Source organism: Pseudomonas sp. LBUM1660, assembly GCF_059695935.1.
The window spans coordinates 398,761-412,156 of the sequence record NZ_CP166795.1 but is presented as its reverse complement, the minus strand read 5'-3'; the positions used below and the strand labels follow the sequence as shown (position 1 = coordinate 412,156).

Genomic DNA, 13,396 nt, shown 5'->3' with positions numbered 1-13,396 from the left:
CCCGCGAAGGCGTCAGGACAGGCGCTAAAGCTACAAAACCTGGCGCAAGAAGGCCTGCGCCCGCGGATCCTTCGGTGCATCGAAGAACTCGGCCGGCGATGCATCTTCCAGCAGTTTGCCGTGATCGAAAAACAGCACCCGATCCGCTACTTCCCGCGCAAAGCCCATTTCGTGGGTGACGCAGACCATAGTCATGCCTTCCACGGCCAGGGTTTTCATCACGTCCAGCACTTCGCCGACCATTTCCGGATCAAGCGCCGAAGTCGGCTCATCGAACAGCATGACCTTGGGTTCCATGGCCAATGCCCGGGCAATCGCCACACGCTGTTGCTGCCCCCCGGACAGGCGTGACGGAAACTCGTTGGCCTTCTGCGCAATACCGACCTTCTCCAGCAATGCCAAGGCCTTGGCCTCGCGCTCCTTCTTGCCGCGCTTGCGCACGACTTTCTGGGCCAGGCAGAGGTTTTCCAGCACGGTCATGTGCGGGAACAGGTTGAAATGCTGGAACACCATGCCGACTTCTCGGCGGTAGGCGTTCACGTCGGTTTTCGGGTCGGCCAGTTGCAGGCCGTCGATGCTCACCGAACCCGAATCGAATTCTTCCAGACCGTTGAGGCAGCGCAGGAAGGTCGACTTGCCGGAACCGGACGGGCCGATCACCACCAATACTTCGCCTTTCGCCACCTGCGTGGAGACGCTATCCACCGCGCGCACCACCTGGCCACGGGTGTCGAAGACTTTTACCAGATCGCGGACTTCAATCACTTTGCGCGAGCCTCCGCTCAAGCCGACTGGCGATTTTCGACAGCGGCAGGTTGATCAACAGGTACAACCCGGCCACGCAGAACAATATTTCGAACGGCGAAAACGAGGTGGTGATGACTTCACGGCCGCTTTTCAGCAGCTCGGTAATCGCGATCACCGACACCAGCGAGGTGTCCTTGACCAGACTGATGAACTGCCCGGCCAGCGGCGGCAGCACCCGCTTCAAGGCTTGCGGCAGCACCACGTGGCGCATCGACTGGCCAGCGCTCAAGCCCAGGGAACGCGCGGCTTCGTTCTGGCCACGGGCGATCGACTGCACGCCTGAGCGAATAATCTCGGCCACGTAGGCACCGGTGAACAGCGACAGCGCGGCGATCCCGGCGAACTCCCGGGACAGGTTCATTACGGTGCCAATGAAGAAGTAGAAAATGAAAATCTGCACCAGCAGCGGCGTGCCGCGCACCAGTTCGACGTAGATCGTCGAGAGATCGCGCAGCGTCGGGTTGCTCGATAGACGGCACAGGCCGGTGGCGAGGCCGATCAGCAGCCCGAGCACGCCAGACACCACGGACAACCACAAGGTGGTCCAAAGACCCCACATCAGCGGTCCGGCGGCCCAATGCCGGGTGACACCGATCACGTCGCCTTCAGCAACGTCATCGCCTTGGGCGACTTGCAGGCTGTTGTCGTCGACGGTCACGCGCTGCTCGTCACCCGCGTCATTACGCAGGGTGACTTCGGCCTTGTCGCCCTTGCGCACCAGTTCGCTGACGGTGGAGATGTCGACGGCGCGCTGGGACTCTTCGGCGTGGTAGGCGAAGTATTGCGGCACGCGGTTCCAGCGCCATTCGTAGGACATCAGCGAGGTGGCGTAATACAACGCGCCGGCCAGGCCGATCAGCAGCAGCACGGTTAGCACGTGCCAGGGCCATTGGGCTTTTTTCTGTTTCATTTGCTCTGAAAGTTCCGAATATTGTGCCGACAGGGATGCCGTCTTCGCGGGCAGGCCTCGCTCCTACAGCACTCACATTTGCCATCCAAACGTGGGAACGACACAAAACCTGTAGGAGCGAGGCTTGCCCGCGAATGGAGCGACTCGGTTTATCTGACCGAGTTACTCCATATCCTTGAGCCAGGCGGTGTCCTTGAACCACTTGTCATGGATGCGATCGTAGGTGCCGTCTTCGTGGATCTGGTGCAGGAAGTTGTTGATGAAGTTGAGGCTGTCGTAATCACCCTTCTTCAGGCCGAAGGCCAGCGGCTCGTAGGTGAACGGCTTGTCGAGGAACACCAGCTTGCCGGCGCCGACCTTGTTCACGGCCACGACGTTGTACGGCGCGTCGTAGATGAAGGCATCTGCCTTGCCGTTGACCACGTCGAGCACGGCTTCCTGCTCGTTGTCGTAGCCGTGGTACTTGGCTTTGGAGATCAGTTTTTTGGCGACCATCTCGCCAGTGGTGCCCAGCTTGGAAGTGATTCGGTAGTCGGCGGTGTTCAGGTCTTTGTAGGACTTGATGCTGCCTTCCAGCTCCTTGCGGATCAGCAGGGTCTGGCCGACCACGATGAACGGTTCGCTGAAGTTCAGGCGCAGGTTGCGTTCCTGGGTCAGGGTCATGCCGCTGCCGATCATGTCGAACTTGTCGGTGAGCAGGGCCGGGATGATGCCGTCGTAACCGGTGGACACCAGTTCCAGCTTGACGCCCATGGCCTTGGTCATGGCTTTGAGAATGTCGACTTCAAAGCCGATGATTTCGCCGCGTTTGTTGGTCATTTCGAACGGCATGTAAGTCGGATCCATGCCGACTTTCAGCGTGCCACGCTTGACCGCCTCATCGATGGCACCGGCCTGCGCCGCGCTGACTGCAACCAGTGCCGTGACGCCGACCAGCAGCATCGACAGATACTTCTTCATCATCAAGTCCCCAAAACCATTGCGGTGTGAGGCGCGCAAACGGCGGATTTCCTTCAGGAAACCGGCAGATACGAACAGAAAGTTGTCCGGGCGCACCAATTCGGGGACGGATGCTAACGCACTCGTCCGTTTGCACAAGGGTTTGGCAACGTTCAGGCGAAAAAAAGCCCCGCTGGCTAGCGGGGCTCTTTGTTACGCCAACTGAGGCTGCGCACTCAGCGGCTTGAGCGGCAGCAGCGGCGCATGGGGATCGGCTTTCACCGATTTGCGCCAGGCCTGCAGCCACTCGGGGTGGCCTTCATTCCAGATCTGCTCATGCAAGCGAGCCAATGCCACCGGGTCGCTCAGCAATTGCACACGCTCATTGTTGTTCAGGCCGTCAGGCCCGACTTTCAATGCATGACGCACACGCTCGATCCGCAACCATTCGATCGGCTCGGCCTGACCGTGACGCGATGTCGCCAGCGAGCACGCCAAAGCGTTCTGCTGCGGATCAACTACCGCACGGGTGAAGCCGTCGTTCAGTGCATGCCAACGGTTTTCGTGGGTGTACTGATCGGTTGCCAGCAACGCCTGCGGCGGATTGTATTCCTCAGGGATCAGGAACAGGCTTTCGTCACGGGACTTGAGGCCCAGGCCGACACGGCTGGATATCACCGACACCGGAATCGACAGCATCAACGAACCGACGATCGGCACCAGCCACCACAGGAAACTCGGGTTCAGCCAGATCACCAGCAGGGCCCAGAAGAAGCCCAGCAAGGTTTGCGGGCCGTGGCGCTTGACCGCTTCGCTCCATGGCGTCGAGTCGTCGTCACGTTGTGGCGAGTTCCAGGTCGCAGCCCAGCCGAGGAACGCTGCGAGTACGAAGCGGGTGTGGAAAATCATCCGTACCGGCGCCAGCAGCATGGAGAACAGTACCTCCAGCAGCATCGACATCGTCACCTTGAACTTGCCACCGAACTCTTTCGCACCTTTGGCCCAGATCAGGAGGATGCTCAACAGCTTCGGCAGGAACAGCAGCACGATCGTCGTCGAGAACAGCGCAATCGCCTTGTCCGGGTGCCATTGCGGCCACAGCGGATAGAGCTGACGCGGTTCAAGGAAGTACTGCGGCTCCATCAGGGTGTTGACCGCCAGCAGCGCCGTCGACAACACGAGGAAGAAGAACCACAACGGCGCCGACAGGTAAGACATCACGCCGGTCAGAAACACCGCGCGGTGAACCGGGTGCATGCCCTTGACCAGGAACAGACGGAAGTTCATCAGGTTGCCGTGGCACCAGCGACGGTCACGCTTGAGTTCGTCCAGCAGGTTCGGCGGCAGCTCTTCATAGCTGCCCGGCAAATCGTAGGCAATCCACACGCCCCAGCCGGCACGGCGCATCAGCGCTGCTTCAACAAAGTCGTGGGAAAGAATCGCACCGGCGAAAGCACCTTTGCCGGGCAACGGCGCCAGGGCGCAGTGCTCGATGAATGGCTTCATGCGGATAATCGCGTTGTGGCCCCAATAGTGGGATTCGCCCAACTGCCAGAAGTGCAGGCCGGCGGTAAACAGCGGACCGTACACACGGGTCGCAAACTGCTGCATACGCGCATAAAGGGTGTCCATGCCCGACGCACGCGGCGCGGTCTGGATAATGCCGGCGTCCGGCGTAGCTTCCATCAAGCGCACCAGACTGGTCAGGCAGTCACCGCTCATCACGGAGTCTGCGTCGAGCACGACCATGTACTTGTAGTCACCACCCCAGCGACGGCAAAAGTCGTCGAGGTTGCCGCTTTTACGTTTCACACGACGGCGACGACGGCGATAGAAGATCTTGCCGAAGCCCTTGGCTTCACGGCAGACGTCCAGCCAGGCCTGTTGCTCGGCCACGCAGATGTCCGCGTCGTTACTGTCGCTGAGTACAAAGAAGTCGAAACGATCCAGGTCACCCGTGGCCGCCACCGATTCGAAGGTCGCCCGCAAACCGGCAAACACGCGCGGCACGTCTTCGTTGCAGATCGGCATCACCAGTGCGGTGCGCGCGTTCTTGGCGATCGGTTCGTTGCCGGCACTTTTACCGGAGATCCGGTATTTATCGTGGCCGGTGAGCAACTCGAGGAAGCCCATCAACGCCGTCCAGAAACCGGCCGACACCCAGCAGAACAGAATCCCGAACAGAATCAGGATGCTGGTTTGCAGCGCATACGGCAGCACTTGCGTGACGGTTTGCAGGATCGGTTGATGCAGGACTTCGTTCAAGTCGACGAACGACCAGCCCTGGTACGGCATGATGCCTTTCATGTACCAGCCGGCGACGATGGTCTGGCCAAGCATGAGGACCAGCAGGATGTAACGCCGGATCGAACCGACAGTGCGCCAGCGAGCTGCCGGCAGCACGTTCTCGTCTTTCGGCGGGGCCGGCGGATTGGTGCGACCGGTCAGACGACGCCAGCCACGCACCAGAATGTTGGTGCGCCACGGCTCCGGCACGACTTTGGTCCGGCGGATCGGCGGGGTGGCCTTGAGGCAAACCCGACCGCTGGCGTCGACCGCCAGCATCTCCGCCTCTTCCAGTTCTTCAGCGGAATTAAGGGTCAAGCGACGGCCCACCGAGGCTTGCGCAGCCTCGGTCGGAGCGTCGAACGTCGAAGACGACAGACGCTGGTGCAGTTCGCTGAAGGACTGGCAGCCCGCGAGTTCCGCGCGCTGCTGGTCGGTCATCGGTAGATGCGCCAGATACTCGGCAAGCGTCTCTGGCTGTACTTGAGAATTACTCATCGGCAGGCAACTGGTAGCTCCAGGTCTCGGTCAGGACTTCTTCCGTCGCTGCCGATTCCGGTATGGCTGGGGCCGCGTCCGCAGCAACAGGCTGCTTGGCGTCTTTGTTGTCCTTGTCCTTGGTATCGGCGGCTGGCTTGGCGTCGGCCTGCTTGGCTTCGGCTTGCTTGGCGTCCTTGGCCTCCTTGTCGGCCTTCTCTTGTTGCTTGGCAGCGACCTTGTCGGCCTTGGCAACAGAAGAGTTGGAGACGGGCAGCGAGGTCTTGGCGAGATCGGCCGGCACGATGTTCTCGACCAGTGCAGCACGCATCTCGGTAGGCTTGCCCGGATCCTTGATTTTCATCCGCAGGGTCAAGCGCCAGCCCTTGGTTTCAGGGTTGTAACGCACGCTGTTCTCGACCAGCTCGGCATTGTCGCCAACGCTGACCTGGCTGCGAACGTCCGCAGTTTCCGGCAGTGCCGCCAGGGACGGACCTTCGAAGTCCACCAGATAGGCAACGCTGCCATCCGGCTGACGAATCAGGTTGGACTGTTTCACGTCACCCGTGGAGCGCAGGGTCTGTTGGACCCAGGCGCTGTCCGGTGCATGAAGAGCGGCTTCGTCGATAGTCCAGTGCATGCGATAAGCGACGTCCAGCGGCTGGCCAGGCTCAGGCAGTTTTTCCGGGCTCCAGAACGCAACGATATTGTCGTTGGTTTCGTCGGCAGTCGGAATCTCTACCAGATCGACGGAGCCCTTGCCCCAATCGCCTTTTGGTTCGATCCAGGCACTTGGGCGCTTGTCGTAGCGGTCGTCGAGGTCTTCGTAGTGGCTGAAGTCGCGGCCACGTTGCAGCAAGCCAAAACCACGCGGGTTCTCGATCGAGAAGTTGCTCACGGCCAGGTGTTTTGGATTGTTCAACGGGCGCCAGATCCACTCGCCGTTGCCGGCATGGATCGACAGACCGCTGGAATCGTGCAGTTCACGACGGTAATTCAGCACTTTCGACGGCTGGTTGGCGCCGAACAGGAACATGCTGGTCAGCGGCGCAACGCCAAGCTTGGTGACCTTGTCACGCAGGAACATCTTGGCCTTGACGTCGACAACGGTGTCGCTGCCCGGACGCACGGTCAGGCGATAGGCACCGGTAGCGCGTGGCGAATCCAGCAGCGCGAAGATCACCAGGTGCTTGTCACCCGGTTTTGGCTGTTGAATCCAGAACTCGGTGAAACGCGGGAATTCTTCACCGGACGGCAAGGCGGTATCGATGGCCATGCCGCGAGCGGACAAGCCATAGGTGTGACCCTTGCCGACAACGCGGAAGTAGCTCGCGCCGAGCATGGTCATGATTTCGTCTTGCTTGTCGGCCTTGTTGATCGGGTAAAGCACACGGAAACCGGCATAGCCCAGTTGTTCGGTGGCTTTAGGATCGAACTTGACATCGCCGAAATCGAAACGACTTGGGTCGTATTTGATCTCTTCGACGGTGTTGGCCGTGATTTCGTTGATTTTCACCGGCGTATCGAAGTGCATGCCCTGGTGATAGAACGAAAGCTTGAACGGGGTTTTCTGATCGGCCCACTCGGCTTTTTCAGTGCGGAAACGAATTTTTTGATAGTCCGCGAATTTCATTTCACGGAATTCGTTCGGCAGGTTACTGCGCGGGGCTTCGTATTTTTGTCCGGCCAGCTCTTTCGCCTTGACCGATACATCATCCAGATTGAATGCCCAAATCTGGCCGGCGCTGAGCAGGCAGAGCAGTGCAGAGCCCGCTACCAGAGCGCTTCGGAACCGTTTGGCAGTCAATTTTGGTGCATTACAGGGACTAACAATCACGAGCAACCCTCGCCGAAAACAGATCAAAAAACCAACGGCCAGCTATCTATATGCCAGGTTGGCGAGCATTGTTCCGACTCCTATGGGGCTAAATGATTCCCCAACAGGTCCCGGACAAGTCTCTACCTAAGTCAAAATGGACCAACGAACGCTGATCCCCGTAGCGCGCGATTATCTAGTAGGCCGCGTTACAACGCATCAGGGGTAACAAAGTATTTATCGCGAAAAACCCCTGTTTTCAGTCGAAAAGCCCTGAAAAACATGTTTCAAGTGCTTTCACGTCTGTAATAGGAAGGTGACCGGGCCATCGTTGACCAGGTGCACCTGCATATCCGCGCCGAATCTACCTGATGCCACAGTGCCATGCACCTGTTTCGCTTTGCTTAATAGATAGTCGAAAAGTTCCTCGCCCAGGGCCGGAGGGGCAGCGGTCGAAAAACTCGGGCGCAACCCGTTCTTGGTGTCAGCGGCCAGGGTGAACTGCGAGACCAGCAGCAACCCTCCGCCCACCTCCGCCAAAGACAGATTCATCTTGCCCTCGGCGTCACTGAATACTCGATAGTTAAGCAGTTTATGCAGAAGTTTGTCGGCGCTGGCACGAGTATCCTCGGGTTCTACCGCCACCAGCACCAACAACCCCTGATCAACCGCCCCCACCACCGCCCCCGCTACCTCGACTCGCGCGCCACGCACGCGTTGCAGCAGGCCCTTCATGCTTCTTCGGGCGGCAGGTCGAGCAAACGGCGAGCCATCTGTCCGGCGGCACGCACCAGTGCATCGGTGATGCCCGGTTCGGACGCGGCGTGGCCCGCATCGCGGATCACCTGGAGTTCGCTGTTCGGCCAGACTTGATGCAGTTCCCAGGCATTGTCCAGCGGGCAGATCACGTCGTAACGACCGTGGACGATCACGCCTGGCAAATGGGCGATCTTACCCATGTCGCGAATCAGCTGGTTCGGCTCGAGGAAGGCATTGTTGGTGAAGTAGTGGCATTCGATGCGTGCGATGGACAATGCACGTTGCGGCTCGGAGAAGCGATCGACCACCAACGGATTCGGACGCAAGGTCGCGGTCCGGCCTTCCCAGGTGGACCAGGCCTTGGCCGCGTGCATCTGGGCGATCTGATCGTTGCCGGTCAGGCGCTTGTGGAAGGCGCTGAGCAAGTCGCCGCGCTCATCCAATGGAATCGGCGCGACATAGTCCTGCCAGTAATCAGGGAACAGACGGCTGGCGCCACATTGGTAGAACCACTCGATTTCCTGCGGACGGCAGAGAAAAATCCCGCGAAGAATCAGACCGTGTACACGCTCCGGGTGGGTTTGCGCGTAGGCCAGCGCCAGGGTCGAGCCCCAGGAGCCGCCGAACAGCACCCATTTTTCGATACCAAGGTGTTTACGAATCCGCTCAAGGTCGGCGACCAGATCCCAGGTGGTGTTGTTTTCGAGGCTGGCGTGGGGCGTGGAGCGACCGCAACCGCGCTGGTCGAAGGTCACGATGCGGTACAGGTTCGGATCGAAGTACCGGCGGCTCTGGGCATCGCACCCGGCGCCGGGGCCGCCGTGGATGAACACCACCGGCAAACCTTCCGGGGAACCGCTTTCGTCGACATACAGGGTGTGTGTTTCATCGACGGCCAGATCGTGCCGGGCGTGGGGTTTGATCTGCGGGTACAAAGTCTGCATTGCGCGCTCCGTAAGGGGTCGAGGTCATCCCTGGGGGGACTTCTATTATTCTGCCGTCCGGCATCATAAACCCGAATTACGCCAATGAGCATGCCCCTTGCAGCGTCATAACCTCTCAGCCAAATACCCGAGTAGCGTTTCATAGAGCAAGTCGACCTCGGCGACCTGGCCGCGGCCCCGCAAACAGCCATGCACCAGCCCTTCCCCGTAATAAAGCGTGGCGGGTACACCAGCGGCCTGCAGGTGCTCGGCATACAACACGCCGTCATCTCGCAGCGGGTCGAATTGCGCCACGGCGATGAATGCCGGCGGCAGTCCGCCGAAGTGTCTGGCAAGCAACGGCATGGCATAGGCGCCCGGCTGTCGGGTGCCGCGCAAGTACAGGGTGTGATAACAATCCACATCACTGCTGGCGAGCAACGGCGCGTCGATGCATTCGCTGCGCGACGGCAACGGCTGATTGCCGCCCAGCCCCGGATAGATCAGCACCTGCGCAGCCGGCAATGGCTCGCCCGCATCCCGCAACGCCAGACAAAGCGCGGCGGCGAGATTGCCACCAGCGCTGTCTCCCGCCACCAGCGTGCGCTCGGGATCAAGCCGAAAAGGTCCGCTTCGCAGCGCGCGCCAGACACCCAGACAATCATCGAGCGCCGCCGGAAACGGATGTTCCGGCGCCAATCGATAATCGACCGCGATCACCAACACGCCGAGTGTCGACGCCAGTTCGGCGCAGATGAAGTCATGGGAATCCAGATCCCCCACCACCCAACCGCCGCCATGCAGATACACAATGCACGGTACACCGCCGGTTGGTGGTGAAACCGGCGGTTGATAAGACCGTACCGGCACCCCGGCCAACTCGAAATCGACCACGTAAAGCCCGGCGGGACGTGGCGGGGTGAACGCCCGGCACATCTCGCTATAGGCCTGACGCAAACCGTTGAGGCTGCTGTCGGTGCTGTTGAAGCTGACGGTTTTCTCGACGAAGGCCGTCATCGATTCAGAGAGTGGATAAAGAGCCATAGGCTTGCTGTCAGTCCCTTCAGGGGATTTTGGATATGTGGCGTAACCCTGTGGGAGCGAGCCTGCTCGCGATAGCGGTGTGTCTGTCAGAATTGATGTTGCCTGACACAACGCTATCGCGAGCAGGCTCGCTCCCACAGGTTTTGCGCTAGGGCTTCAAACTGGCCTGAACGGTCGCCGCGCCATCCTTGCCATCAAAACTGCTGACACCTGCCAACCAGCGCTGAAGGTCTTCCGGATGATCACGCAGCCACTGTTTGGCAACGTCCTGAGGCGTCTTGCGCTCCATGATCGGCACCATCAGCTGGCTTTCCTGGGCCGCGGTGAAGGTCAGGTTTTCCAACAGGCGATTCACATTCGGGCAGCGTTCGGCATAGTCCGGGGACATCACGGTCGAGACCGTCGCCGCGCCTTCGTTCGGGCCATAGACGTCTTCGCTGCCGGTCAGGTAAGCGATCTACATGTTGATGTTCATCGGGTGCGGGGTCCAGCCGACGAACACCACGAACTCTTTGCGGTTCACCGCCCGCTGAACGGCGGCAAGCATGCCGGCTTCACCGGACTCGATCAGTTTGAAGTCTTTCACGCCAAAGTGATTGGTCTCGATCATGGTTTTGATCGTGGTGTTGGCGCCACTGCCGGGCTCGATGCCATAGATCTTGCCGCCGAGTTTGTCTTTGAACTTGGCGATGTCGGCGAAGGTTTTCAGCCCGGCGTCAGCAACGTATTGAGGCACCGCGAGCGTCGCCTGGGCGTCGGCCAGGCTCGGTTTTTCCAGGACCTTCACTTGTTTGGCATCCAGGAACGGCGCGATGTTCTTGTCCATCGCCGGTTTCCAGTAACCGAGGAAGATGTCGAGGCGCTTGTCGCGGATACCCGCGAAGATGATTTGCTGCACCGCGCTGGTTTGCTTGCTTTCGTAGCCGAGGCCGTTGAGCAACACGTCAGCCATGCCGCTGGTGGCGATCACGTCGGTCCAGTTGACCACGCCCATGCGCACGGCCTTGCAGGACGCGTTGTCACTGGCCAGGACGCTGGTGCTCAGAAGAGCGGTGCCGCAGAGGATTGAGAGACAGCGGGTGAACAAACCTTTGGTGCTTGTCATAGAGAGCGTTCTCGTGCGGCAGATTATTGTGAGGGCCGGTGTCTTTGTGCACCGTGGCCCAAACATTACGCAGCGTCGAGAGGGGAAAAGCGAACTGTAGCGACCGAGATTTGCACGGTGGCGACAGTCATCACCGGCACCGGAGGCAAACAAACAACCTGTGGGAGTGAGCCTGCTCGCGATGAGGCCATAACATTCAACATTGATGTTGTCTGTCAGTCCGCCATCGCGAGCAGGCTCGCTCCCATAGGGTTATGCGTTGTAGTGCTTCTTGCCCCAGGCCAGCAGCCCTTGCAGCAATTCCGTAAGTACAACCTGCGTCGGCTCAGCCAGGTCCGGGCGATAGCGGAACGGCTCGAACTCTTCCATATACGTGCACTGCCCCAGCTCCAGCTGCACCGCATGGATGTTTTCGGCCGGGTTGCCGTAATGCCGGGTGATGTGGCCGCCCTTGAAACGACCGTTCAGCACATGGCTGTAATCGGTGTGCCTGGCACAGATCGCTTCCAGCTGACTGGCCAGCTGCGGATCGCAACTGGCGCCGTTGAAGGTGCCGAGGTTGAAGTCCGGCAGCTTGCCGTCGAACAGGTGCGGGATGATCGAGCGGATCGAATGCGCATCGAACAGCAGCGCGTAGCCGAACTCCGCTTTCAGTCGCGCCAGCTCGTTCTGCAGAGTGGTGTGGTACGGCGTCCAGACCTGCTCCAGGTACGTCGCACGCTCAGCTACCGACGGTTCCATCCCTTCACGGAACAACGGGATGCCGTCAAACAGCGTCGCCGGATACAGACCGGTGGTGGCGCCGACATACAGCGGCTTGTCGTCAGACGGCCGGTTCAGGTCGATGACAAACCGCGAGTACTCGGCAGCCAAAGTGCTGGCGCCCAACTCGGCGGCAAACTCATAAAGCCGGGGGATGTGCCAGTCGGTGTCCGGCAGGCTGCGTGCGTCGGGGATCAACCCGGCTTCGACTGCCGGAGTCAGGCGCAGGCCGGCGTGGGGCATGCTGATCAGCAGCGGCACGCGGCCTTGTTTGAAGTTCAGAACCTTATCCACAACTGTTCTCCTAAACGCTCGTTTCGACGCCGTGACGCACGACGCGTTTTTCCAGGTCACCGCCCAGCCAGTACGACAGGTCGGCGGGACGATCAATGTGCCAGGCGACGAAATCCGCAACCTTGCCGGCTTCCAGCGAACCGTGGGTGTCGGCCATGCCCAGCGCGGTGGCGGCGTGAATGGTTGCACCGGCGAGGGCTTCTTCCGGGGTCATGCGAAAGCAGGTGCAGGCCATGTTCAGCATCAAGCGCAACGACAGCGCCGGCGACGTGCCAGGGTTGAGGTCGCTGGCGATGGCGATTTTCACGCCGTGTTTGCGCAGGGCATCCATCGGCGGCAATTGGGTCTCACGCAGGAAGTAAAACGCACCGGGCAGCAGCACCGCGACGGTGCCGGATTTGGCCATGGCGATGGCGTCGTCTTCGGTCATGAACTCCAGGTGATCAGCCGACAGTGCGTGGTAGCGCGCCGCCAGGCTCGAGCCGTGCAGCGACGACAATTGCTCGGCGTGCAGCTTCACCGGCAGCCCCAGTTCTTGCGCGGTGATGAACACGCGCTCGACCTGTGCCGGCGAAAAGGCCAGGTATTCACAGAACGCGTCCACTGCATCCACCAGCCCTTCGGCGGCCAGGGCCGGGAGCATTTCAGCGCAGATGTGTTCGATGTAGTCGTCGGCGCGATCCGCATATTCCGGTGGCAACGCATGAGCGGCCAGGCAGGTGCTGCGCACGCTGACCGGCAGCTCGGCGCCGAGGCGACGGATCACTCGCAGAATCTTGCGTTCACTGGCCAGGTCGAGGCCGTAGCCGGATTTCATTTCGACCGTGGTCACGCCGTCGCGCATCAGGCTTTTCAGACGCTTGGCGGCGCTAGTAAACAGCTCATCTTCGGTCGCTGCACGGGTGGCGCGCACGGTGCTGGCGATGCCGCCACCGGCTGCTGCAATTTCCGCGTAGCTGGCACCTTGCAGGCGCTGTTCGAATTCACCGCTGCGGTTACCGCCGAACACCGTGTGGGTGTGGCAGTCGATCAGGCCCGGGGTGACCCAGGCCCCTTTCAAATCGTTGACCGCCGGGTACGAGCCCGACGGCAGTTCACTGCGCGGGCCGACCCACTCAATGTGCGCACCGGACGTCACGATGGCCGCGTCCTCGATGATCGAGTAGACGCCTTGCGCCATGGTTGCGACGTGGCAGTGTTGCCAGAGAGTTTTCATCCCGTAATCTCCACATTATTCAAAATCGTTTCGCGGGCAAGCCTCGCTCCTACAAGGT

General features: G+C 60.3%; 10 protein-coding genes and 1 pseudogene. All 11 read right to left on the bottom strand.

Annotation, left to right across the window (positions count from 1 at the left end; translation table 11 throughout):
- Nucleotides 1–30: 30 nt before the first annotated feature.
- The 11 genes and pseudogenes from ACA068_RS01995 to hutI all read right to left on the bottom strand — a co-directional run bounded on the left by ACA068_RS01995 (nucleotide 31) and on the right by hutI (nucleotide 13,338).
- Complete coding sequence (locus ACA068_RS01995) at nucleotides 31–765, bottom strand: amino acid ABC transporter ATP-binding protein (protein ID WP_497307205.1); 735 nt, start codon at nucleotides 763–765, stop codon at nucleotides 31–33.
- Entirely contained in the window at nucleotides 758–1,717 is a 960-nt protein-coding gene (locus ACA068_RS01990) for an amino acid ABC transporter permease (protein WP_497307203.1), read from the bottom strand. Before ACA068_RS01990 ends, ACA068_RS01995 begins: the two co-directional genes overlap by 8 nt.
- A 162-nt stretch (nucleotides 1,718–1,879) precedes the next feature.
- Entirely contained in the window at nucleotides 1,880–2,677 is a 798-nt protein-coding gene (locus ACA068_RS01985) for a transporter substrate-binding domain-containing protein (protein ID WP_497307201.1), read from the bottom strand.
- A 192-nt stretch (nucleotides 2,678–2,869) separates the two neighbouring features.
- Nucleotides 2,870–5,440 carry a glucans biosynthesis glucosyltransferase MdoH gene (gene mdoH / locus ACA068_RS01980; protein ID WP_497307199.1) on the bottom strand — a complete coding sequence of 857 codons (2,571 nt, stop codon included), beginning with the start codon at nucleotides 5,438–5,440 and terminating at the stop codon, nucleotides 2,870–2,872.
- Nucleotides 5,433–7,256: a glucan biosynthesis protein G gene (locus tag ACA068_RS01975; RefSeq protein ID WP_497307197.1), complete on the bottom strand. Its 1,824-nt coding sequence runs from the start codon at nucleotides 7,254–7,256 to the stop codon at nucleotides 5,433–5,435. Before ACA068_RS01975 ends, mdoH begins: the two co-directional genes overlap by 8 nt.
- 276 nt (nucleotides 7,257–7,532) lie before the next feature.
- A complete protein-coding gene (dtd, locus tag ACA068_RS01970; protein ID WP_497307195.1) occupies nucleotides 7,533–7,970 on the bottom strand; it encodes a D-aminoacyl-tRNA deacylase in 438 nt (145 codons plus the stop codon).
- Entirely contained in the window at nucleotides 7,967–8,938 is a 972-nt protein-coding gene (gene pip, locus ACA068_RS01965; protein WP_497307193.1) for a prolyl aminopeptidase, read from the bottom strand. The genes dtd and pip overlap by 4 nt, the downstream gene beginning before the upstream one ends.
- A gap of 105 nt (nucleotides 8,939–9,043) precedes the next feature.
- The gene (locus tag ACA068_RS01960; RefSeq protein WP_497307191.1) at nucleotides 9,044–9,961 is read right to left on the bottom strand and encodes an alpha/beta hydrolase; all 918 of its coding nucleotides are present in this window, start codon (nucleotides 9,959–9,961) and stop codon (nucleotides 9,044–9,046) included.
- A 148-nt stretch (nucleotides 9,962–10,109) separates the two neighbouring features.
- Nucleotides 10,110–11,066: pseudogene (locus ACA068_RS01955) on the bottom strand (choline ABC transporter substrate-binding protein).
- Between the two features lie 252 nt (nucleotides 11,067–11,318).
- Entirely contained in the window at nucleotides 11,319–12,122 is an 804-nt protein-coding gene (hutG, locus tag ACA068_RS01950; protein ID WP_497307189.1) for an N-formylglutamate deformylase, read from the bottom strand.
- A gap of 10 nt (nucleotides 12,123–12,132) precedes the next feature.
- Nucleotides 12,133–13,338 (bottom strand): imidazolonepropionase, encoded by a 1,206-nt coding sequence (hutI, locus tag ACA068_RS01945; RefSeq protein ID WP_497307187.1) that lies wholly within the window; start codon nucleotides 13,336–13,338, stop codon nucleotides 12,133–12,135.
- Nucleotides 13,339–13,396 lie beyond the last annotated feature (58 nt).

Bases quoted from the DNA above. Each gene is read 5' to 3' on its own strand.
- ACA068_RS01990 (WP_497307203.1), bottom strand. From the start codon at position 1,717: ATGAAACAGAAAAAAGCCCAATGGCCCTGGCACGTGCTAACCGTGCTG.
- ACA068_RS01985 (WP_497307201.1), bottom strand. From the start codon at position 2,677: ATGAAGAAGTATCTGTCGATGCTGCTGGTCGGCGTCACGGCACTGGTT.
- mdoH (WP_497307199.1), bottom strand. From the start codon at position 5,440: ATGAGTAATTCTCAAGTACAGCCAGAGACGCTTGCCGAGTATCTGGCG.
- dtd (WP_497307195.1), bottom strand. From the start codon at position 7,970: ATGAAGGGCCTGCTGCAACGCGTGCGTGGCGCGCGAGTCGAGGTAGCG.
- pip (WP_497307193.1), bottom strand. From the start codon at position 8,938: ATGCAGACTTTGTACCCGCAGATCAAACCCCACGCCCGGCACGATCTG.
- ACA068_RS01960 (WP_497307191.1), bottom strand. From the start codon at position 9,961: ATGGCTCTTTATCCACTCTCTGAATCGATGACGGCCTTCGTCGAGAAA.
- hutI (WP_497307187.1), bottom strand. From the start codon at position 13,338: ATGAAAACTCTCTGGCAACACTGCCACGTCGCAACCATGGCGCAAGGC.